The 23,106-nt window shown below is 72.7% G+C and carries 13 protein-coding genes; 7 read left to right on the top strand and 6 right to left on the bottom strand.

Features of this window, described 5'->3' with window-relative positions:
* Positions 1-120: 120 nt before the first annotated feature.
* The 4 genes from ACFY9E_RS29150 to ACFY9E_RS29135 form a co-directional block, all read right to left on the bottom strand.
* Entirely contained in the window at positions 121-1,557 is a 1,437-nt protein-coding gene (locus ACFY9E_RS29150) for a GH1 family beta-glucosidase (RefSeq protein ID WP_390988918.1), read from the bottom strand.
* 78 nt (positions 1,558-1,635) lie between these two features.
* Complete coding sequence (locus tag ACFY9E_RS29145; protein ID WP_390988916.1) at positions 1,636-2,559, bottom strand: ABC transporter permease subunit; 924 nt, start codon at positions 2,557-2,559, stop codon at positions 1,636-1,638.
* 12 nt (positions 2,560-2,571) lie between these two features.
* On the bottom strand, positions 2,572-3,558 hold the full coding sequence (locus tag ACFY9E_RS29140) for an ABC transporter permease subunit (RefSeq protein ID WP_390988915.1): 987 nt from the start codon (positions 3,556-3,558) through the stop codon (positions 2,572-2,574).
* Between the two features lie 94 nt (positions 3,559-3,652).
* Positions 3,653-4,963 carry an extracellular solute-binding protein gene (locus tag ACFY9E_RS29135; RefSeq protein WP_390988913.1) on the bottom strand — a complete coding sequence of 437 codons (1,311 nt, stop codon included), beginning with the start codon at positions 4,961-4,963 and terminating at the stop codon, positions 3,653-3,655.
* Positions 4,964-5,291: 328 nt separating this feature from the next.
* Between ACFY9E_RS29135 and ACFY9E_RS29130 the strand changes: the two genes are divergently transcribed.
* A complete protein-coding gene (locus tag ACFY9E_RS29130; protein ID WP_390988911.1) occupies positions 5,292-6,305 on the top strand; it encodes a substrate-binding domain-containing protein in 1,014 nt (337 codons plus the stop codon).
* Between the two features lie 387 nt (positions 6,306-6,692).
* Here ACFY9E_RS29130 and ACFY9E_RS29125 read toward each other — a convergent pair whose 3' ends face one another.
* Positions 6,693-7,445 carry a mannose-binding protein gene (locus ACFY9E_RS29125; RefSeq protein WP_390988909.1) on the bottom strand — a complete coding sequence of 251 codons (753 nt, stop codon included), beginning with the start codon at positions 7,443-7,445 and terminating at the stop codon, positions 6,693-6,695.
* A gap of 938 nt (positions 7,446-8,383) precedes the next feature.
* On the opposite strand from ACFY9E_RS29125, the gene ACFY9E_RS29120 reads away from it, so the two are divergent.
* The 4 genes from ACFY9E_RS29120 to ACFY9E_RS29105 all read left to right on the top strand — a co-directional run bounded on the left by ACFY9E_RS29120 (position 8,384) and on the right by ACFY9E_RS29105 (position 15,066).
* Positions 8,384-9,130 carry a type VII secretion system-associated protein gene (locus tag ACFY9E_RS29120; protein ID WP_390988907.1) on the top strand — a complete coding sequence of 249 codons (747 nt, stop codon included), beginning with the start codon at positions 8,384-8,386 and terminating at the stop codon, positions 9,128-9,130.
* Positions 9,127-10,362, top strand: coding sequence for a ricin-type beta-trefoil lectin domain protein (locus ACFY9E_RS29115; protein WP_390988906.1), 1,236 nt, complete (start codon positions 9,127-9,129; stop codon positions 10,360-10,362). Before ACFY9E_RS29120 ends, ACFY9E_RS29115 begins: the two co-directional genes overlap by 4 nt.
* A gap of 145 nt (positions 10,363-10,507) precedes the next feature.
* Positions 10,508-13,825, top strand: coding sequence for a right-handed parallel beta-helix repeat-containing protein (locus ACFY9E_RS29110; protein ID WP_390988904.1), 3,318 nt, complete (start codon positions 10,508-10,510; stop codon positions 13,823-13,825).
* Positions 13,826-13,833: 8 nt separating this feature from the next.
* Complete coding sequence (locus ACFY9E_RS29105) at positions 13,834-15,066, top strand: S8 family serine peptidase (RefSeq protein ID WP_390989179.1); 1,233 nt, start codon at positions 13,834-13,836, stop codon at positions 15,064-15,066.
* A gap of 86 nt (positions 15,067-15,152) precedes the next feature.
* On the opposite strand, the gene eccCa is transcribed toward ACFY9E_RS29105, so the two are convergent.
* Positions 15,153-19,181: a type VII secretion protein EccCa gene (gene eccCa / locus ACFY9E_RS29100; RefSeq protein ID WP_390988902.1), complete on the bottom strand. Its 4,029-nt coding sequence runs from the start codon at positions 19,179-19,181 to the stop codon at positions 15,153-15,155.
* Positions 19,182-19,636: 455 nt separating this feature from the next.
* Between eccCa and eccD the strand changes: the two genes are divergently transcribed.
* Positions 19,637-21,037, top strand: a complete 1,401-nt coding sequence (gene eccD / locus ACFY9E_RS29095; RefSeq protein WP_390988900.1) for a type VII secretion integral membrane protein EccD — start codon at positions 19,637-19,639, stop codon at positions 21,035-21,037.
* A gap of 44 nt (positions 21,038-21,081) precedes the next feature.
* On the top strand, positions 21,082-22,656 hold the full coding sequence (eccB, locus tag ACFY9E_RS29090) for a type VII secretion protein EccB (protein WP_390988899.1): 1,575 nt from the start codon (positions 21,082-21,084) through the stop codon (positions 22,654-22,656).
* Positions 22,657-23,106 lie beyond the last annotated feature (450 nt).

The raw sequence follows: 23,106 nt of genomic DNA, 5'->3' as shown, positions 1-23,106 counted from the left end.
GTTTCGGGGGTCACCGGAAGCGCGCCGGGCCCGGGCCTCCGTGCCCCGCCCGTGCGGCGGACGGGGGCGGACCGGTGGTGCGGCACCTAGCGCGACGCCGGGCGTGCCGCACCGGTCCGGTCAGACTGCGGGCAGTACCCCTGTGCGGGCGACCTGGGAGTACCAGCGGGCGCTGGCCTTGGGGATGCGGGTGCCGGTCGGGTAGTCGACGTACACGGCGCCGAAGCGCTTGCTGTAGCCGTGGGCCCACTCGAAGTTGTCCAGCAGGGACCACAGGAAGTAGCCGCGCACGTCCGCACCGTCCAGGATCGCCTGGTGGACGGCGGCCAGGTGACCGCGCACGTAGGCGATCCGGGCCGGGTCGTTGACCTGGCCGGAGGGGTCGGCGTAGTCGTCGAAGGCGGCGCCGTTCTCGGTGATGACCAGCGGCAGCCCCGGGAAGTCGGAGGCGAGCCGGCGCAGCAGCTCGTGGAGACCGCTGGGGTCGATGGCCCAGCCCATCGCGGTGGTGTCGCCGGGCGGCTGGTGGAAGGCGACCCGGTCGGCTCCCGGCCACGGGCTGTGGGCGCTGTGGCCGTGTCCGTCGGAGGTGTGGGTGCCGCTGTCGTCCGCTTCGGAGACCACGGTGGGGCTGTAGTAGTTGACGCCGAGGAAGTCCAGCGGCTGGTGGATCAGCGGCAGGTCGCCGTCCTGGACGAAGGACCAGTCGGTCAGCTCGGCGGTGTCCTTGAACAGGTCCTCCGGGTAAGCGCCGTTCAGCATCGGACCGGTGAAGACCCGGTTGGCGAGGGCGTCGATCCGGCGGACCGCGTCGGCGTCGGCGCCCGTCGCGGTGAGGGGGCGGACGTGGTGGATGTTGAGGGTGACCGAGACCTGTGCGTCGGCGCGGAGGCGGTCGCGCAACGCCTGGACGGCCAGGCCGTGTCCCAGGTTGAGGTGGTGGGCTGCGCGCAGGGCGGCGACCGGGTCGGTGCGGCCGGGGGCGTGCACGCCGGAGCCGTAGCCGAGGAAGGCGCTGCACCAGGGCTCGTTGAGCGTGGTCCAGGTCTTCACCCGGTCGCCGAGGGCGTCCGCCGCGAGGGCCGCGTACGCGGCGAACCGCTCGGCCGTGGCACGCTCGGGCCAGCCGCCGGCGTCCTCCAGCTCCTGCGGCAGGTCCCAGTGGTACAGGGTGGCGACGGGCTGGATGTCCTTCTCCAGCAGCTCGTCGACGAGGCGCCGGTAGAAGTCCAGGCCCTTCTGCACGGCGGGGCCGCGGCCGGTGGGCTGGATGCGGGGCCAGGCGAGGGAGAAGCGGTAGGCGCCCAGGCCGAGTTCGGCCATGAGGGCGACGTCCTCGCTTCGACGGTGATAGTGGTCGGTGGCGATGTCACCGGTGTCGCCGTTGCGGACCCGGCCGGGAGTGCGGGCGTAGGTGTCCCAGATGGACGGCGTCCGACCGTCCTCCGCCGCGGCACCCTCGATCTGGTAGGCGGCCGTCGCGGAACCCCAGAGGAAACCCTTGGGGAAGGTGCGGGCGGCGTCCGGGGCGGCTGCGGTCTGCTGTGCGATGACCACGTAAGTCCTTTCGGCGTAAGGGAGTTCACAGGCGGATGCCTGATGAGGGGGTCGGTGTGCGGGTCCGGGCGCGGCGGGTCAGCCCTTGACGGCGCCGGCCATGATGCCGCTGACGATCTGACGACCGAAGACGATGAACATCGCCAGCAGCGGCAGGGTGCCGAGCAGCGCGCCGGCCATGATCAGCGACTGGTCGCGGACATACCCCGCGCTGAGCTGGGTGAGGGCGACGGGGACCGTCGGGTTGGTCATGTCGAGGACCACGAACGGCCAGAAGAAGTCGTTCCAGGCGTGCACGAACGTGATCATGAACAGAACGGCCATCGCGGGCCGGGCGACCGGAAGCACGATGCTCCAGAAGATCCGCAGCGAGTGGGCCCCGTCCACGCGTCCGGCCTCGACGAGTTCGTCCGGCAGCGCCTCCGACAGGTACTGCCGCATGAAGAACACGCCCACCGCGCTCACCAGCGTCGGGAAGATGACGGCGGGCAGCTGCTGCGACCAGCCCAGCTCGGCCATCATCATGAACAGCGGTACGACGCCGAGCTGCGGCGGCACGAGCATGGTGCCGATGACCAGCATGAGCAGGGCGTTGCGGCCCTTGAACCGCAGCTTGGCGAAGGCGAACCCGGCGAGCGTCGCGAACATCACCGTGGACAGGGCGATCACCCCGGCCACGATCAAACTGTTGATCATGGCCTTGCCCATCGCCGCCTCGTCCCAGGCCCGGGCGAGGTTGCTGAACAGGTTCGGGCCGGGCAGGAAGGGCGGCGGGGTCTGGCTGACCCGGGTGTTGTCGGTGGAGGCGGCCACCATCGTCCAGTACAGCGGGAAGATCGACAGCAGCGCCATGACGGCGAGCAGCACGTAGGCGAGGGGCCCGGCGTGGTGCTGGCGGCCGGCGCGCCCGCGCAGCAGCCGGCGGCCCCCGCGCCCGGCCTGTTTGTCGGCGGAGGTCCGGGCCGCGGCGCCGGTCCGGGCCGGGAGACTCTGAGTGGTCATGATGACTCCAGGTCAGGACGTGCGGGAACGTGCGCGCTTGACGAGGCGCTGCACGACGAAGACGACGACGAGCAGCAGGAACATCGCCCAGGCCACGGTCGCCGAGCGGCCCATCTGGTAGTTCTTCCAGCCCTCCTCGTACAGCAGCAGTCCCAGCGTCTGGTACTGGTTGTCCGCGCCGCCGCTCACCCCGTTGGGGCCCTGGCCGAAGATCAACGGCTCGCCGAACAGCTGGGTGGCGCCGATGGTGGAGAGCACGATGGTGAAGACGATGGTGGAGCGGATCCCGGGGACGGTGACGTGGGTGAACTGCTGCCACCGCGAGGCGCCGTCGAGGGCGGCCGCCTCGTAGCGATCGGCGGGGATGGCCTGCATCGCGGCCAGGTAGAGCAGCGCGTTGTAGCCGGTCCAGCGCCAGATCACGATGGTGGAGATGGCGACCTGGGCGGGCCACTTGTCGGCCTCCCAGTCCACGGGGTCGATCCCGACCGAACCGAGCGCCCAGTTGATCATCCCGAAGTCCCGCTCGAAGATCATCGTGAAGACGAGGGCGGCCGCGGCGACCGAGGTCGCGTAGGGCACCAGCGAGGCGACGCGGAAGAACAGCGAGGCGCGCATCCGGTAGTTGAGCAGGTGCGCCAGCCCCAGGGCCATCAGCAGCTGCGGCACCGTGGAGATGACGCCGATCGTGATCGTGTTCTGCAGTGCGTTCCAGAACCTGGAGTCCCCCCACAGCTCGACGTAGTTGTCGAACGCCACCCACTCCATGACGTCGAGGGTGGCCAGTTCCACGTCGTGCAGGGAGATCCACGACGTGTAGACGAGGGGGTAGAAGCTGAACGCGGCGAAGACCACGAAGAACGGCGCGACGAACACGTACGGGGCGCCCTTGATGTCGAGCCGGTGCAGCAGCGCCCCGCGCCGCCGGGCATTGCCGTCTTCCGGGGACGGCACCGGGGGCTCGGCCCCGGTCACAGCCTTGGTGGTGGAGGTGGCCACCGGATTTCCTTCCTGAGAGCGGATGGGTGAGCCGGCCGTCCATACCCACCGGCGCGGAGCCGGCGGGCACGGACGGCCGCGAGGGGGCCAGGGGTCAGCCGACCGCCTTCTCGATGCGCTCCGCGGTGGTCTCCCACGCCTTGTCACGGGCGGTGCCCTGCTGCTCGATCAGGGTCAGCCCCTGGGAGAAGGTGTCCTTGATCGTGCCGTCCTTGCGGCCGAGCACCTGCTTGTCCGGTATCTCCTGGGCGGCGGCACCGAAGATCTGGCCGATCGGCGCGCCGCCGAAGTACTCCGACTCGGCGCTCTTCACCTCGGCGCTGTTCAGCGCCTGGCGCGAGGACGGGATGTTGCCGATCTCCTTGAAGATGTGGGCCTGCTGCTCAGGGGCGGTCAGCCAGGCGACGAGCTTCTTGGCCTCCTCCTTGACCGGGCTCTGCTCGACCACACCGAGGAACGACCCGCCCCAGTTGGCACCCTTGGGGGCCTTGGCCACGTCCCACTTGCCCTTGTTCGCCGGGCCGGCCTTCTCGCTGATGTGGCTCAGCATCCACGCCGGGCACACGGCCGTGGCGAACGTGCCGTTGGCCAGACCGGGGTCCCAACCGGGCTGGAACTGGCGGAGCTTGGCCGTCAGCCCGTCCTCCGCCGCGTCGGCGGCGAGGCTCCACGCGTCCTTGACGACAGGGTTGCTGTCGTAGATCAACTCGCCCTTCTCGTCGTAGAACTGCTCGGGGTGGCCGTAGATCATGGCGTTGAACAGGCCGCTGGCCGCGTCCATGTAGGCGACACCGTCCCCCTTGAAGTCCTTCTTGAAGGTGCGGCCTACCTCGAGGTACTTGTTCCAGTCGCCCTCCCAGAGCTTGGCGACCTCCTCGCGGTCGGTGGGCAGGCCCGCCTTCTCGAAGTAGTCCTTGCGGTAGCAGACGGCCATCGGGCCGATGTCGGTGCCCAGGCCGAGCACCTTGCCGTCGCCCGTGCTGATCTGCGACTGCTTCCATGGCAGGAAGTGGTCGGTGCCCGACACGTCGCCGAAGTCGGCGAACTTGTCCGCCTGGGTGTCGGTGATCTCCTTGGCCCGCCCGATCTCGATGCCCTGGATGTCCTTCAGGCCCTTGCCGGCGGCGAGCCGGGTCTGCAGCGCGGTGTAGTACGTCTGCTCGTCACCGGCGATCTCGGCCTTGATGTCGACCTCGGGGTTCTCCTTCTCGTACTGCTCGAGCAGACCCGTCTCCTTGATGCCCATCACCCCGTACAGGCCCATGGTGATGGTGACCTTGCCGTCCTTCTTCCCGCCGCCGGTGGCGGAGCCGTCGCTGCCGCCGCAGCCGGCGACGAGCGCCAGTGCGCCGACGGTCGCGGCCGTCGCCACCGCCTTTCCACGCAACGAACCGAGAGTGCCCATGGATCTCCTCCTGGCGACGGCTGCTGGCACATCGGAGTGACGAGTTCTGCGCTGACTACTGCGATGGCTACAGCGATGACATTTTGTATGGATTTAATGGAGTGGGAACGTGCCCAATCCTGGGTGGGCACGTTCCCACCGCGCATCGAAGACTCATGGGAGCGGACGCATCTGTCAATGACTTGAACGCAACTCGTCGTCGCGGCGCTGTGGCCCGGCCGGTTCCCCCGCGGCTCCCGGAGTGCTCTGGCGAGGACCGGATCTGCAAGAATTGCCGCAGGTCACCTCCGCGGCAGGTCCAGCCTCCGCGGCGCCGAGGGGGGAGCACATGAGCGGCAACCGCCGTCCCACGATCAAAACGGTCGCCGCCCGCGCAGGCGTGGGCCGCACCACGGTGTCCCGCGTCGTCAACGGCTCGGAGCTGGTCAGTGCCGACGCCCGCGCCCGGGTCCTCGCGGCGATCAAGGAACTCAACTACGTCCCCAACTCGGTCGCCCGCGGCCTGGTGACCAACCGCACCGACGCCGTGGCCCTGGTGATCCCCGAGTCGGAGAGCCGGCTCGGTTCGGAGCCGTTCTTCGCCGCGCTCATCCGGGGTGTCAGCGGCGCGTTCACCGGGAGCCGCACCCAGTTGCAGCTGATGCTCGTCCGTGACCAGGCCGAACGGGATCAGCTGACCGAGTCGGTGGCGACCCGCCGCGTGGACGGTGTGCTGCTGGTCTCCGTGCACTCCGAGGACCGCCTGCCGGGCATGCTGGAGGAGATGGGGCTGCCCACCGTGCTGGCCGGCCGCCGCGACGCGGGCGAGCGGCTGAGCTACGTCAACTCCGACAATGCCGGCGGCGCGGCAGCGGCGGTACACCATCTGCTGGAGCGCGGACGGCGACGGGTGGCCACGATCACCGGTCCGCTGGACATGGACGTCGGCCGCAGCCGGCTCGCCGGCTGGCGCACCGCACACGAGGAAGCGGGCGTTCCCGCACCGGAACTCATGATCGAGGCGGGCGACTTCACCGAGGAGGGCGGCGCCCGCGCCATGCGTTTGCTTCTTGAACGCGCACCGGACCTGGACGCCGTTTTCGCCGCCTCCGACCTCATGGCGGTGGGCGCCCTGGCCGAATTGCGCCGGCGGAAGCGCCAGGTGCCCGGCGATGTCGCCGTGGTCGGTTTCGAGGACTCCGTCCTCGCCCGCCACACCAACCCGCCCCTGACGACGGTGCGTCAGCCGGTGGAGGAACTGGGGCGGACCATGGCCCGCATCCTGACCGACATCACGCAGCACGGCGCGCCTCGCCAGCAGGTGACGCTGCCGACGGAGCTGGTGGTGCGCGAGTCCTCCTGACCGCCGCGCGGGCGAGGTGCAAGGAGTGTTCCGGGCGGCCGGCTGATCGGCTCACCCGTCGGTGAGCTTGTCGCAACCGATGGGGTATCGGCGCCTCGGGGCCGGGCGCCCCTTGCTTCCCGGGCGGGCGTGGCCGCGAGCCGCCGTGGGCGACGGCATCCGCGTCACCGTCGTCAGGTCCAGCTGGACGACGTACGAGGACTTCGGCGAGGGAGCGGTCTCGATCGCGGCGTTCCGGCTGCTCGGGCTGCTCTCTTTCGTGACGTGTGACGGGGTGCGGTGCAGGGCCAGGTCCGGGAGCGCGACGAGCCGGGCGGCCCGTCGCGCGAGATCGGCCCGCGGCGCGGCGGCAGAGACCGGTCACCCGGCCCGGGGAACTGCCCGGTGTCAGGTCGACCAGATGACCGCGCCGTTGTGCACGATGACCACCTTGGCGTCCGCCCGCAGAACCAGTTGTGCGCCGTCGTGGCCATGGCTCCGGGAGGCCCATATGGGGCGGTCGGCGGCGTTGTGGATGACGAGGTTGCCGTCGCCCTGGAAGATCGCCCGGTGGTTCTCGCCGAAGGTCATGGATGCCCAGATGGGTTTGCCCTTCTCGTTGTAGACGACGAGGTTGCCGTCGGTCTGCATGACCATCCGGATGCGGTTGGTGGTCCAGGCCTGGTTGACCTCCAGGACGCTGGTCGCCGAGATGGTCTCGGTGCTCCAGTTCGGCTTCGGGGTCGCTTTGGGCTTCGGCTTCGGCTTCGGCTTGGGTTTCGTCTGCGGCTCGGCCGTCTTGCCGGGCGAGTTGCCCGGCTTCGGCGCGACCTCCACCGGCTGGGGCGCGGCGGCCACCGGCGCCTCGCTCTTCGGCGGCTTCTTCTTGCTGGGGGACGCGCTGGGCTTCTCGGCCACGTAGTCGTCCAGGGCGGCGGGGGCCGATTCCGGGGTCAGTACGGTGTCGGAGTCCTTCGCGGCCACCGTCCTGGAGGCGTTGCGGTCGTCGTCGTGCGCACCGCCTGCCAGCAGCAGCGGTACGGCGATCAGGACGGCACCCACGACCGCGGCTCCCGCCAGCACCGGCTTGCGGGGCAGTCCGGTGCCGACGCCGGTGTCGGACTTCCCGCTCGGAGGAGTGGTGGCGACGGCAGCCGTCACACCGATGCGCGCAGGGGTCGACTCGGGTGCCGCGGATGCCTCGGGTGCCGCGGATGCCTCAGGTGCCGCGGGTGCTTCCGGTGCCGCAGATGCCTCGGGTGCCGCGGTTGCTTCCGGTGCGGCTGGTGACGTTGCCGCGGCGGATGCCTTTGGCGCGGTCGATGCCTCTGGCGCGGTGGACGCGGGGTCTGCCGGCTTCTCGGCCGACGCGGCACCCGACCCGGCGCTGCCCGGCTGTGCCACGGAGGCGGCGGGCTTCCCTGCCGGAACGGCAGCCGGCTCCGCGCCGGGTTCCTCCTGGGCGGTCGGTGCCGAGGGGTCGGGAGAGGCCCCGGCCTCCTCCACGCCGGGATCGGTGGCCCTCTCCGCTTTCGCGCCAGGGGTGTGGTGCTGGGGGGACATGCGGTTACTCCTCCTCGGTGGCGGAGCTCTCGGTGGTGAGCTGGGGCCCGCGCGGCGGCCCGGCCGGACGAACACGACGGCGCCCGGCGGACGTTCGGCGGGTGGTGCGCCAAGGTGAGCCTTCGGCTCGTCCAGGTCGTCACGTTCCGCGGGACCGGGCCGGGTGGCGCTCGGAAGTCGATCCGATGCCTTCCGTTGTCACCCGGCCCGCCGTACGGCCCCAGCCTGGACGTCCGGCCGGAAGGCTGTACGTCGGCGCCTGCGACGACTGGGCCAACTTAGCCCCTGTCGCGGCCGACGACCGCGCTGCCACCCCAACCGCCCCTGCCGCTTTGTCCGTCGACGCCTCGCTGCTCCCGGAACGTTCTCCACCCGGGCGGCAAACGGGCACGCCAGCGGCCCAAACGGAGCCAACCCGGCCGCCCGCAAACCGGGTTCGTGTGGCATCCTGTTGGCCCCCGGCTGATCAGTGTCGGCGTGTGTACATGCCGTTCGGCACCCCAAGTAGGCGTAGGCACCCAAGAGTTCAGGTGGAGATGCGGCCCCGAGAACGGCAAGAGGCCAGGCAAGGCGCCCTGCCCGTGTCACCTGACTCCTCCGCCGCCGCCGAGCCATCCGTCCCCGGCACCACCGAGGCCGCCGACATCCCCGCCATACCCGACGCCGTACGGACGGCGGCTCGGCAGGCGCCGGGTCACTGGATCGGCGTGGTGGACCCGGAGTGGGCCGGGGAACGGACACCGCCGGACTGGGCGGTGCTGGGGGAATGGCAGTCGGACGACGGCGGTGAGGTCACGGAGTTCCGCGCCAACCCGGCCTACCGCCCTTCGGCACGGATGCTCGGCTGGCCCGAGCCCACCGACCCGGTGGACGCCGCGGCGCAACGCGCCGCCACCGGTTACGGCTCGACGGACGAGGCGCTGGCGGCGCTCGCCGAGGCGGAGGTCACCGTGGTGCGCGGGCCGGACGGCGGTCCGCTCACCGCCGCCGGACGCGACGGGGCGCCTGTGGTGCTGTTGTTCACCTCACCGGCCCATGAGTTCATGTCCCCGGCACTTCACCACGACACCATTTCCGTGCGGGAGTTGGTCCGTTCGCTGAGCGGTCCCAACACCCTGCTGATGGTCAACGCGGCAGCGGCGGCTCCCCTGCTCGTCCCGGCAGACAGCCTCCCCGGCCCCGAGACCGCGGACCGGACCACAGCCGAGGCCGCGGACCCCGCCGCGGCCCGGAGTGACGACTTACTCGAACCCTGGCCCCACACCACAGGGAGAACCCCGTGACGCGATCCGCCCAGCAACCCCCCACCTCCCCGGGGGCGCGCACGGAGTCCGGTGCCGAGGGCGAGACGGCGCCCGCCGCCGCGACCGCCGCCGCCGTCTCCCCCGGGCCCGACGGCGAACCCCCTGAGTCCAGCCCCGAGTCGAAGACCGAAGCGGAGACCCTGACGGAGACCGGGGCCGGCTCCGGGCCCCAATCCGGCTCCGGAACGGCCGAGGAGACCGCCGAGGCCGAGAAGACCACGCAGGCCCAGCCCTCCGAGCCCACCGGCGAAACCGGCCCCCAGGGCGGAGTGGTCCCCGCTGCCCGGTCCGAGAGCGACTCCGACCCCGGTGCCGCCGCGGCGGCCAAGAGCCGACTGCCCGCGCTCGTACGGACCATGACCGAGACCGCGATCGACCGGCCCCGTCAGCAGGCCGGTCCCATCGGACGGCCCGGCAAGGCGGTGCTGGCCGGAGCGGCCGTCGCAGGCGCGCTGCTGGTGTCGGTGCCGTTCCTGGTGCTGGGCGGGAACGACGACGGCGACGACCGCAAGACGTCGGTCGGTGCCGGAACGGTGCTCGGTGAGGACGGTCAGGAGGCGCCGGGCGAGTTCGTGGTGGCCTCACCACCCGACAGCAGCCCCTCCGGCAAGGCGGGTAAGGCCTCCGACAAGCCCGAGAAGCCGGTACGCCACCCCCCTGGGCCGGCCCCGGACCGGGGCAAGAGCGAGGACGCACCGAAGAAGGACACCGGCGCCGAGGACCGGCCGAAGGCGCCCGCGCCGGACCGGCAGGACGCGGGGGCCGGCGACAGCAAGTCCGAGAGCGGCAACGACCGTCCCGCCAAAGCCGGTTCGGGGGTGACACTCAGCTCCCCCGTGTCCTTCCACAGTCATCTCTCGGGCCGCTGCGTCGACGTTCCGGACGGCGACTTCAGCGACGGCAAGCAGCTGTGGGTCTGGGACTGCAACAACAGCCCCGCGCAGAAGTGGCAGTTCGCCTCGGACGGCACCGTGCGCATCGGGGGCAAGTGCCTGGACGTGGCGGGCGCGAACTACAACGACGGCACGCCGATCCAGATCGCCTGGTGCAGCGGCAACGCCGCCCAGAAGTTCACGCTGAACGGCAGCCACGACCTGGTCAACACCGTGGTCGGCAAGTGCGTCGACATCAAGGACAACAACCGGGGCAACGGGGCCGGGCTGCAACTGTGGACCTGCGCCGGCACCGACAACCAGAAGTGGAGCGTCTGACCGGACGCCTCCGGACCGGGAGCACCGTTCCCGGCACCCGCCCGCCCCGGAGCGAGACATGAGGGCACCGTCGGCTCGCCGACACGCGCCCCCTGGTCGAGCGGGGCGCACGCTGAAGACGACGTCGTAGCAAGGAGGTTGGTGCGTGTCGCGCCAGGTACTGACGGTCGGTCCGGGAGACCGGGACCGCTACCGGACGATCGGTGAGGCACTCTCGGCTGCCCGCACCGGCGCGCTCATCAGCGTCCGGCCCGGGACGTACGCGGAGAATCTGGTGATCCACACCCGGGTCACCCTCACCGCCGCCGAGGGGCGGGGCACCGTGGAGATCAGGCCGCGCTCGGGCACCGTGCTCGCGCTGCGCGCCGACGCCGTGATGCTCTCCGAATTGACCCTGCGCGGCGGTGACGCCGAGCAGCCGGCCGTGGACGTGCGGCGCGGGCAGGCCGCGCTGGACGGCTGTGAGGTCGTCGGCGCCGCCTGGACCGCGATGCTGGCCGGAGGCACCGGCTCGCTCGCGCTGCGGGACTGCCGCGTGAGCAACGCGCAGGGGGCGGGGGTCGTGATCACCTCCACCACCCCCACCACCCTGGAGTCCTGCACCTTCGAGCACCTGGGCACCAGCGGTGTGGTCCTCGCCGAGCAGGGCGAGGCACGCATCCGGGGCTGCACCGTACGCGACGCCCGCGGCAACGGCCTGCTGGCCAACGGCGAGTCCCGCGGCACCGTCGAGGACTGCGACCTCTCCTCCACCGACAAGCCCTCCCTCGCGCTGGAGCAGGACAGCTCCCTCTCGGTGATCCGCACCGTGGTGCACGACACCAGTACCGGGGTGCACCTGAGCAGCGCGGGCCGTACGACACTGGAGGACGTACGCGTCACGGGGGCCTCCGGCAACGGGATCACGCTGGCCGCCGGCACCGACCCGGTGCTGCGCCGCTGCCGCGTCTCCCGCACCCGCGGCCACGCCGTCCTGGTCACCGACCGGGCCCGGGGCACCTTCGAGGACTGCTGGGTGGACGGCGCGCAGGGTGCGGCCCTGAGAGTGGCCGGGGCCGCCTCCCCGGCGCTGACGGGCTTCACGGTCCGCGACTGCGACCAGACCGGGCTGCTCCTGGAGGAGGACTCGGCGCCGGAACTGGACCGCCTCGAAGTGATCGGCGGCGCGCCGGCGGTCCTGGTGCGCGGCGGCGCCAACCCGCTGCTGCGCCGGGCCCGGCTGGTGGAGCCCTCCGGGGACGGCCTCTCGGCCGTCAAGGACGCCCGCGGGCGTGCCGAGGACTGCGAGATCGTCCGGCCGAAGGGCGCCGGGGTGCGGGTCGCCTCCGGCAGCACCCTCTACCTGGCCGGTGGCGGGGTGTCCGACACCGCCGCCGGTGGCCTGGTCGTCGAGGACGGCGGGAACGTCACCGTCCGCGACTTCCGCATCGAGATGTCCGGGGAGGAAGGGGTGGTCGTCGCCGCCGGCGGTGAGCTGACCGCCAACCGCGCGGCGGTGCACGCCCCCCAGGGTCACGGCTTCCTGCTCCGCGAGGGCGCGCTCGCCTCGCTCAGCGGCTGCGAGGTCACGGGGGGCGCCCAGGACGGCTTCCGGGTGGAGTCCACCGCGCCCGTCTCGCTGGTCAACTGCCTGGCCCGGGAGAACGAGGGCGGCGGCCTGGTGCAGACCGCCCCGGGTGAGCGGCTCGCCGTGGAGGGCCTGAACAGCACCGGCAACGGCAAGCGGGACGCCTGGGGCACCGGCAGCGCGGAGAACACCGACCCGGCCGGCTCCGGCGCGGCGGACGCTCCCCCGACGGACCGTGCCGACGGCCCGCTGGGCGCCCTCAACGCGTTGATCGGTCTGGAGAACGTCAAGCAGCAGGTGCGCACCCTGGTCAACCTGACGCAGCTCGCCCAGCGGCGTGAACAGCTCGGCATGGCGGCCCCGCCGATGAGCCGCCACCTCGTCTTCGCCGGGCCGCCCGGCACCGGCAAGACCACCGTCGCCCGCCTCTACGGGTCGATCCTGGCCGAGCTGGGGTCGCTGCGCAGCGGACACCTGGTGGAGGTGTCCCGCGCGGACCTGGTCGCCCAGGTCGTCGGCGGGACCGCCATCAAGACCACCGAGACCTTCCAACGGGCCCTTGGCGGCGTGCTGTTCATCGACGAGGCGTACACGCTGGCCGCCGACAGCGGCAACGGCGGCGCCGACTTCGGCCGCGAGGCCGTGGACACCCTGCTGAAGCTGATGGAGGACCACCGCGACGACGTGGTGGTGGTCGCCGCCGGCTACTCCCGCGAGATGGAGTCCTTCCTCAGCTCCAACCCGGGCCTGGCCTCGCGGTTCTCGCGCACGGTGGAGTTCGAGAACTACTCGGTGCCCGAACTGGTCGCGATCATGGAGAACATGTGCGCCCAGCACCAGTACGAGCTGGGTGAGGGCACCGCGGAGGCGCTGGCCGCGCACTTCGAGGCGATGCCCCGCGACGCGGGTTTCGGCAACGGTCGTGCCGCGCGCGGGGTGTTCGAGGAGATGGTGGACCGTCAGGCGGTCCGGCTCGCCTCCCAGCAGCACGTCGGCGAGCACGACCTGCGGCTGCTGCTGCCGGAGGACGTCTCCGCCACCGCCGCCGCGAAGGCCACCGACACCACCGCCGCCGAGGACGACCCGCTGACCCGTCTGGGCGACATGGTCGGTCTGGCCGAGGTGAAGCGCGACGTCGCGGACCTGGTCAACCTCATCACCACCGCCCGCCATCGCGCGGCCGCCGGACTGCCCGTGCCCTCGCTCAGCCACCATCTGGTCTTCACCGGCCCGCCCGGCACCGGCAAGACCACCGTCGCCCGGCTCTACGGGGAGATCCTGTCCCAGCTCGGCATCCTCGAACGGGGCCAGCTGGTCGAGGCGGCCCGCGCCGACCTGGTGGGCCGCTACATCGGCCACACCGCGCAGCTGACCCGTGAGGTCTTCGAACGGGCCCGGGGCGGGGTGCTGTTCATCGACGAGGCCTACACCCTCACCCCGCGCGAGGGCGGTGCCGACTTCGGCCAGGAAGCGGTGGACACCCTGCTGAAGCTGATGGAGGACCACCGCGACGAGGTGGTCGTCATCGTCGCCGGCTACACCGACGAGATGGAACGCTTCCTCGCCTCCAACCCCGGCCTGTCCTCGCGCTTCCCGCGCCGGATCGCCTTCGCCGACTACTCCTCCGAGGAACTGGTCACCATCGTGCGCACCCAGGCCGCGAGCATGGGCTACGAGTGCGGTCCGGGCACCGGGCCGCTGCTCAAGGAGTACTTCGACGCGCTGCCCCGGGACCGCTCCTTCGGCAACGCCCGTCTGGCCCGCCAGGTGGTCGAGTCGATGGTCACCCGCCAGGCGGGACGGCTCAGTTCACTGGCCGCGCCCACCCTGGACGACCTGCGCATCCTCCTGCCCGAGGACGTCACGGCCGCGGCCTCGAAGGCGGCACCCCGGTGAAGTCGTCCGTGCGCGGGACCGCCCGCCTGCTGTCCGGAGCCGGCCTCACCGCCGCCCTGCTGCTGCCCCTGGCCGGCCCGGCGCACGCCGTACCGCCCTCCCTGCCGCCCGCGGCCGACGGGAAGGGTCAGCGACTGCCCGGCATGCCCTCCGTGCTCGATCCGGACGCCGGTCAGGCGGCCTGCACCCCCGCCTCCGACGAGCGGGCGAAGAAGCAGGACTGGTCGCGCCAGCGACTGGACCTGGACCGGCTGCACCGGCACGGCACCGGCGCGGGCGTGACGGTCGCCCTGATCGACACCGGGGTGGTCGCCGACGCCGCCGGACTCGACGGCCGGGTCACCGCCCAGGGCGCGGCCGGTGCCGACTGCGTGGGGCACGGCACCTTCCTGGCCGGGCTGATCGCCGGAACCGGCGGGGACACGCCGGGCCTCGCCGGCGTCGCCCCGGGTGCGAGGGTCCTGGCCCTGCGGGGCACCGACGAACGCGGGCGGGCGGACGCGGGCCTGGTCGCGGCCGCGGTGCGCGACGCGACCCGGGCCGATGCCGAGGTGATCGCGGTCGCGGTCGCCCTGCCCCGCCGCGACGCCGAGCTGACCCGCGCGGTGGCCGGCGCCCGCCGCGCGGGCGCGGTGGTCCTCGCGGCCGCCACGCCGGACCCGCCGTCCCGGGGCGCAGGCGACGACATCCCGGCCCGCACCTACTGGCCGGCCGGTGAACCCGGTGTCCTGTCGGTCGCCGACATGCTTCCCAACGGGGCCCGCCCGGACGGCTCGCTGCGCACCGGGGGCATCGACCTGGCCGCCCCCGGTGCCGGCGTGGTCTCCGGCGGTCCGCGCGGCGACGGTCACTATCTCGGCGGGGGTGCCTCGGTGGCCACCGCCTACGCCGCCGGGACCGCGGCGGTCGTGCGCGCCACGCACCCCGACGCCTCCCCTGCGGCCGTCACCCGCCGGCTGACCGCCAGCGCCTACCCCGCCGACCTCCCCCAACTGGATCCCTACGCCGCCGTTTCCACCGTCCTCGGCGACTCCCCTCGGTCCTCCCGCGCCGACGGCGGCGCGCGCCCCGTGGTCCTGCGCGACACCTCCGCCGCCGATCGTGCCTCCGGCCGCGCCGCCCTCTTCGTCCTCCTGGGCGGCGCCGCCGTCCTCTCCGTCCTGTGGGCCCTCTTCGCCCTCCCCCGCGCCCGGGCCCGCGGGTGGCGCCCGGCGGGTCCGGACGAGGCGGGCCGTCGGTGAGCCGGCCACGAGGGCACTGAACCCCGAAGCGGGGGCCACCTTGGTGGCCCCCGCTGTCCGTGCGTTCTCCCCGTGTCCGGGCCGTCTCAGGCCTGCTGTCCCTCGGTCCCCTCCACCAGTGCCGTCTGCATCAGCCGCTCGCGGCGGCGGGCGATGTGCAGGGCCCGGCCCGGGGGAAGGTTGCGCGGCTTGGCGTTGCCGAACAGCCGGCCCTCGGTGGGCGGGCAGGACAGCAGGACGGCGGGGTTGTTGGCCTCGTCCAGACGGCGCAGCAGGCCGTCGCCCAGACCGCGGCCGGCTCCCATGGCGCTGCGGGCGACGACCAGGTGCAGGCCCATCTCGAAGCCCAGGGTGAGGTGTTCGAAGAGCGGCTCGAAGGGACTCTGGAAGGAGTTGCCGGAGACCATGTCGTAGTCGTCGACGAGGATGAACAGGCGCGGACCGGTCCACCAGTCGCACCGGCGCATGCGCGCCGGGGCGATGTCGGCGCCGGGGATGCGGGTCTTCATGGCGCGGGCGGCGCCCTCGACGGTCTCCTTGAGGTTGTCCAGGGAGATCACGTGCCCGATGCGGTACTCCGCGGGGACGGTGTCCACCAGGGTGCGCCGGTAGTCCACCACGATGATCTTCGCCTCGTCGGGGGCGTACCGGGCGGTGATGCCCGCGGTGACGCGGCGCAGCAGGTTGGTCTTGCCGCTCTCGGTGTCACCGACCACGATCAGGTGCGGGGTGCGGCTGAAGTCGTGCCAGACCGGCTCCAGGGCGTCCTGGTCGATGCCGAGCGGGAGGCGCATGCCGCCGCCCTCGGTGGCCTCGGGCGCGGGCAGTTCCGCCAGCGGCAGCCGGTGGGGCAGCATCCGGATCTGCGGGGCGGACGCGCCGGACCAGTGCCGCGAGACCTCGGCGACGAGGTGGGCGACGCCGTCGCCGAGGTCGTCGAGGGAGCCGCTGCCGTCGAGGCGGGGCAGACCGGCCAGGAAGTGCATCTTGGTGTCGGCGGTGATGCCGCGGCCGCCGCTGCGCGGCACCGAGCGGGCCTTGCGGGTGTCGACCTCGGAGTCCATCGGGTCGCCCATCCGCAGCTCGAGGCGGGTGGCGGCCTGGTCGCGGACCTGGGCGGACAGCTCCACCCAGCGGGTGGTGGTGATCAGCAGGTGAATGCCGTAGTTCAGGCCACGGGCGGCCAGTTCGTTGAACTTCGGGATCAGGTCGTCGTAGTCCTGACGGACCGTGGACCAGCCGTCGACCACCATGAAGACGTCACCGAAGGGCTCGTCGGGGAACTCCCCGGCGGCCCGGCGGCGCCGGTAGGACTGCATGGAGTCGAGGGTGTGGTCGACGAAGAACTGCTCGCGGCGGGCGAGCAGCGTCATCACCTCGGCGACGGCCCGGTGCACCCGCTCCGGGTTGAGCCGCGCCGCGACGCCGCCGACGTGCGGCAGACCGGCGAGCTGGGAGAGGCCGCCGCCGCCGAAGTCGAGGCAGTAGAACTGGATCTCGGCGGGGGTGTGGGTGAGGGCGAGGGCGCTGATCAGGGTGCGGGCGAGAGTGGACTTGCCGCTCTGCGAGCCGCCCGCGATGGCGACGTGACCACCGGCCCCGGACAGGTCCACGATCAGCGGGTCCCGGCGCTGCTCGAAGGGCTTGTCGACCAGGCCGACGGGGACGCGCAGCCTGCCGGTGCCGGGCCAGCCGGTGGCGGTGAGGCCGCGCTCGAGGTCGGGGGTGATGCCGGGCAGCAGGGCGTCCAGCGGGGAGGGCTCGTCCAGCGGCGGCAGCCACACCTGGTGGGCGGCGGGGCCGGAGTCGCGCAGCCGCTCCAGGGCCACGTCGAGGAGGGGCTCCTCGTCGCCGGTCTCCTTGGTCTCCGGCTCGGGTTCGGGTGCCGCCTCCAGGGTGCGCGGCACGACCCAGCCGCTGGTCCAGGGCACGACCTGGCTGGCCACCCGGGCCTGTACCACCGCGCCGGTGCGACGGCGGTAGGTGCCGGAGGAGTAGGCCGCGCGGAACCGCGTCAGTGCCTCGACACCGGACTTCAGGTAGCCGCTGCCGGGCTGGGCGGGAAGCTGGTAGGCGTCCGGGACCCCGAGCACGCCGCGGCTCTCCATGGCGGAGAAGGTCCGCAGGCCGATGCGGTACGACAGGTGGCTCTCCAGCTGGTGCATGCGGCCTTCGTCCAGGCGCTGCGAGGCGAGCAGCAGGTGCACTCCGAGGGAGCGGCCGAGGCGTCCGATCATGACGAACAGGTCCATGAACTCGCGGTGTGCGGAGAGCAGTTCGCTGAACTCGTCGACCACGACGAACAGGCTGGGCAGCGGAGTCAGGTCGGCACCGGCGGCGCGGGCACGCTCGTACTCCAGGGCGGAGGTGTAGTTGCCGGCGGCGCGCAGCAGTTCCTGGCGGCGCATGAGTTCACCGTGCAGGGCGTCCTGCATGCGCTCGACGAGGGCGACTTCGTCGGCGAGGTTGGTGATGACGGCGGAGGTGTGCGGGAGTTCCTCCAGGCCGAGGAAGGTGGCGCCGCCCTTGAAGTCGACGAGGACGAAGTTGAGCGTCTCGGAGGAGTTGGTCAGGGCCAGGCCGAGGACGAGGGTGCGCAGCAGTTCGCTCTTGCCGGAGCCGGTGGCGCCGATGAGCATGCCGTGCGGGCCCATGCCGCCCTGCGCGGACTCCTTGATGTCGAGTTCCACCGGGCGGCCGTCCACGCCGACCGCGACGGGCACCCGGAGCCGGGCGGAGCCGGTGTGCCGGGCGAAGAGGGTCTGCGGGTCGTGCCGGTGCAGGTCGGTGATGCCGAGCAGGGTGGTCAGTTCGACATCGGTGTCCAGGGGTTGCGCGATGTCGGTGCCGAGGCTGATGCGGCGTGCGGTGAGCAGCCGGGCCAGCGACTCCGCGCCGAGCGGGCCGAGCCGGTCGGGGCGGCCGAGCGGCACGGAGCGCTCCTTGCGGCTGCGGTCGGTGCGCACCAGGCTCACCCGGTCCGGTCCGACGGTCATCCGCAGCGTGTTGCGGCCGGGCCGCCAGCGCAGTGCGCCGGAGACGTCGAGGACCACCGCGTTGCGGTAGCCGTGCCCCTCCCAGCGGTGTCCCTCGGGGACGGTGACGCCGTCCAGGACGACGACGGTGTAGGGCTCGTCGCGGCCGGGTCGGGCGTCCGGGTCGAAGCCGGGGCGTTCGGCGAACTCGGCGCCGAGCAGGTCGTCCAGCTCGGTGAGGTCGGCGGTGATGCGGCGGACCTGCCCGGCGCCGTCCTCCTCGTGCGGGTGCAGGGCGTGCGGCAGCCACTTGACCCACTCCCAGTCGGGCCGGCGTTCGTCGCTGACGCAGACCGCGAGCCACAGCTCCTCGGGGGCGTGGAAGACCGCGAGCTGGCCGAGCGCCGCCCGCACCAGGGCGCGTACGGCCTCGCCGCCCACGTCCCCGGCCGGGGCGCGGCCGCCCCGGGTGCCGGCCGTGTGGGGCGTCACGCCCGGCTCGCCCGATACCTCGCCGGAGTCCTCCTCGGGGCGCAGCAGGATCCGGGCCGAGGAGCGCAGGTAGAGGCCGAGGGGCTGCTCCGGAATGGTGGAGTAGGCGCGGATGAAGCGGCGCAGGGCGTGTGCGCAGAGCGGTTCGAGGTCTTCCACGGGGCGGGTGGAGACGGGTTGCAGGGTGAGCGCGAGCTGCTGCTCACCGACCGCGAGCCGCACCTCGCCGAAATCCTCGTCGGCGGGGCGGCGTTCCCACAGCCGCGAGGTGCGGGCCAGCGAGCGCAGCGAGGCGGGTTCCGGGTGGCGCCAGGCGAGCGCCCGCTGCTGCTCCACGATGGTGGCCCGGACCCGCTTGCGGATCTGTGCCAGGTAGCGGAGGTAGTCGCGGCGTTCACCCCTGAGGCGTTGCTTGCGCTCGCTGGAGCGGCGCATCAGCTGGCCCAGCAGCATGGCGCCTGCGGAGAGCGCCATCACACCCATCGCCAGGTAGATGAAGACGCCGTTGCCGCCGCCGGGGCGCAGGAACATCAGCATCATCGACACCGACATCAGCGCCATCGGCAAATAAGTCCATATCGCCGAGGTGTCCGGAACCGTCTCGGACAGCACCGGTGGTTCCTGGAGGGTCAATTGCCCTTCGGGCATCTCCGGTCCGCGCCTGCGGGCAGGCCGGCGAAACAGCACCACGCTCAAGGGACAGAACCTCCGGGTTCGCTGGACTTTCCGGCCCGCACCGAATACCGCTACACGCGGTAGCGGGAAAGTGCCGCACCGTACCGACTCGTGCGGTTCCCGGCCGGCGGCGAAATCGGGTTGCGTGTTCCGGGCGGGGAGAGGGGCGGGCAACTCCCGTGCCGATCGGCTCCGTACCGGGCGCAGGTCCGGTCCGCAGCACAATCCGGCGGGCGTCGGCAGTAGTCTGCATTCACCGAACGCGACCTGTCCACGTGACAGGGGCGGTTACCGGACCCGCGGGCCCAATTCCCGTGCCCTGGCCCCCTGTTCTTGGCCGCATATGGCTTACGTACTCTTCACCCGTTCCCCTTTCCCCGGGGGACGTCTCCCTGCCAAGCCCCCCACGGAAGACGAGAGTTCAGCTGATGACCGACAGTGCGGTGGCCGAACTGTGCCGCCTGACCGTACGCGCGCCGAGCGTCTCCGTCGATCTGGCGGTGCCCGCCGACGTGCCGGTCGCCGATCTGCTGCCCACGCTCCTGCGCTACGTCGGCGAGGAGGCCGAGGAGGCCGGTCTCGACCACGCCGGCTGGGTGCTCCAGCGCCTCGGTGACGCGCCGCTCGACGAGGAGACCACGCTCGCCCACTGCGGACTCACCGACGGCGACGTGCTCTATCTGCGCCCCCATACCGAGGCGCTGCCCGAGGCCCGCCTCGACGACCTCGTGGACGGGATAGCCGACACCGCCGGCCGTCGGCTGCACAACTGGCACCCGGGGGCGGCGCGTGGCCTGCTGGTGGGTACCGCGGTGGCCACCGTGGTGACCGCCCTGCTGCTGGTGTTCTGGCCCGGGGTGAGCGCGTCCGTGCGGCCGGCCCACGCGGGGGTGACGGGGCTGCTGCTGCTGGCGGGCGCGGGCACGGCCAGCCGCGCGGTCGGCGACCGGCTCTCGGCCAGGGCGCTCGGCCTGCTCGTCGCGCCCTGCCTGGCACTGGCCGGCTGGGTGCTGCCCGGCGGTGACCTGACCGGCCCGGACGCCGCGCGGGTCGTCGGGGCGCGGCTGCTCGCGGCGGGCGCCGCGGGGGCGGGCGGGGCCGTGCTCGCGCTGGCCGCCACCGCGGTCGGTGCCCCGGCGCTGGTGGCCACCGCCGTGGTCGCGGGGGCCACCGCGGCCGCGGGGGCCCTGATCGGCTACAGCGGCCTGGACGTGCCGGCGACGGTGGCGCTGGTGGCGACGGTGGTCGCGCTCGGCGCCGGAGCGGTGGCACCCTTCGCCTTCAAGCTGGCCGGGATGCGGATGCCCGCGCTGCCGTCGTCCGCCGGCCAGCTCCAGGAGGGCATCGAGCCCTACGCGGGCAGCGAGGTCGCCGAGCGCACCGAGCTGGCCGGGCGCTGGGTCACCGCGCTGTTCGCCGCCACCGGGGTCGTCGCCGCGGCCGCCCTGGCCGTCCTCGCCGAGCACCCGAACCTGCCCGAGGTACTGACCGCCCTCGCGCTGAGCATGCTGCTGCTCCTGCACGGCCGCGGCCTGGTGCACATCGCCCAGCGGCTGGCCCTCGCGGTGCCCGGGGTGTGGGGTCTGCTGTTGCTGGCCCGTGCCTGGGCGGTCGACAGCGGCAGCGACGGACGCACGGTGGTCTGCGCGGTCCTGCTCGCCGCCGCTGCCGCCCTCGTGGTGGCCGCCTGGGTGGTGCCCGGCCGCCGGGTGCTGCCGTACTGGGGCCGGGCGGCGGAGCTGGCGCACACCGGCCTCGCCGTGGCGTTGCTGCCGCTGAGCCTGTGGGTGGCGGGCCTGTTCGGCTGGCTGCGCGGCCTGTTCGGCTGAGACCTCCGAACGCCGTTTCATCGAGTACGAGTTGAGGAGAGGCTGTGCAGTCCAAACGCGACCAGGTGCAGGCCCACGCATTCATGATGGGCAGGCTCAGCTCGGGCCTGCTGACGGCCGACCCGGACGCCCCGGAGAGTCCGCTCGGGCGCACCACCCGCGGCGTGGTCTTCGGCGTGCTGTTCACCGTCCTGATCGGCGCGGGCGCCACCGTCTACGGCCTGCTGCGCCCGGGCGGCAACGACGGCTGGCGCGACGGTGAGCACCTGGTGATCAACCGCGACACCGGTGCCCGCTATCTGTGGACGGGCACCGACGGCGTGCTGCACCCGGTGCGCAACTACGCCTCCGCGCGGCTGATCGGCGGCTCCGACCTGGAGACGAGCGACGTGGGCACCGCTTCGCTGCGGGACACCCCGCTGGGCGCCCCGGTCGGCATCCCCGGCGCCCCGGACACCGTGCCCGAGGCCGGTCAACTCGACGGCGGGGCCTGGCACATGTGCGTCACCGGTCCGGAGGGGGCGCTGCCCAGCACCGCCGCGGCCGCGACGGACACCGGGGTGAACAAGCCGGGTGCCACCACGGTCGTCGCCGGGGCGCCCGTGAACTCCCGCGGCATGGACGCCGACGGAGCGGTGCTGGTGCGCGGCCCGGACGGCACCGAGTACCTGGTGTGGCGGGGCAGCAGGCTGCCGCTGGACCGCGCCTCCGACGCCCGCAACGCCCTCGGCTACGGCTCCGAACGGCCGATGCCGGTCTCCGCGGCCTTCCTGGACGCGCTGGCCCCCGGTCCTGTCCTGAGCCCGCCCGAGGTGCCGGGGCGCGGCGAGGAGGGCCCCGCACTCGGCGGCGAGGCGAGCCGGGTCGGCCAGGTGTTCAAGGTGAGCGTCCCCGGCGGCGGGAGCACGTACCACCTGCTCCGGAGGGACGGCCTGGTGCCGCTGACCCGGCTCGGCGCCGCCCTGGTGCTGGGTGATCCGGCCACTCAGGAGGACGCCTACCAGGGGCAGTCGCCCGAGGTGCGCACGGTCGGCGCGGACACCCTGCGCGAGCACCGGGCGAAGGACGCGCCTTCGGCCGGGTCCGCCGAGTTGCCGGGCGCGCCGCCCGCGCCGCGGTCGGTGCCGCGGGGCACCGCGCTGTGCGCGAAGGTGGACGGCGACGACGGCGGCGTGCGGATCAGTTCGGTGCTGGTCCCGTTGTCCCAGCTCGGCCCCGTGGCGGTGCCGGAGGGCACCGACCAGCCGCTGGAGCCCGCCTGCGCGCCGCCGGACGCGGCGGTCGTACGGCCCGGGCACGGGGCGCTGGTCCGGGCGCTGCACGCGAGCGGCGCCGCCCACGCGGGCACCACCTACCTGGTGGCGGACAACGGTGTGAAGTACCGGCTTCCCTCCAAGGACGCCCTCTCGGCGCTCGGGTACGGGACCGGGGACATCGACTCGGTGCCGGCTCCGCTGCTCGCCGCCTTCCCGACCGGGGCGGATCTGGACCCGGCGGCGGCCTCGGGCGCCGCGCGGACCAGGGTCACGGCCCCCGAGTGCGGCGCCGCGCAGCAGTCGGGGAAGCGCGCGGCGGACAACGGGCAGGACAAGGCCGACACAGTCGGCACAGCCGAGTGAGTCGGACAAGGAACACGTACGCACCGAACGAAAAGGAATGGGGCGACGGCGGGGACGAAATCCAGCCGAATTGAGTTCCAGTGGCCAGTAGTCGGCAGGGCCTGGGGTGGGGTCCGACCGCGGGAAAAACAACCGCGGCCGGACCCCTGCCCGCCGATAGTCGGCACACGAATGTCCGAGCCCGCGAAGGAACCTCAAGAAAAGCTCAGAGAATACCGGCGCACGGCCCCTCGGAATCACCGCGGGCGACGCGGACATTTCGGAAACGAGCCGTCGCCGTGACCGTTTGCCGCCTCCGCGTGCCCGTTTCCCGCCCGAATCACGCTGCCCGGCGGAATGATGACCGGTTACTCGTCGGCCGGAGAGCACGATGCCTTCATCCCGGTGAAACCATCTCGCAACTCCACTGGTATGTAAGGTTCTTGGGCAAGCGGACCGAAGCTCAAAATC

The organism is Streptomyces sp. NPDC012466, from assembly GCF_042955215.1.
In the GTDB taxonomy this organism is placed as follows: domain Bacteria; phylum Actinomycetota; class Actinomycetes; order Streptomycetales; family Streptomycetaceae; genus Streptomyces.
This window is presented reverse-complemented; position numbering and strand designations above follow the sequence as displayed.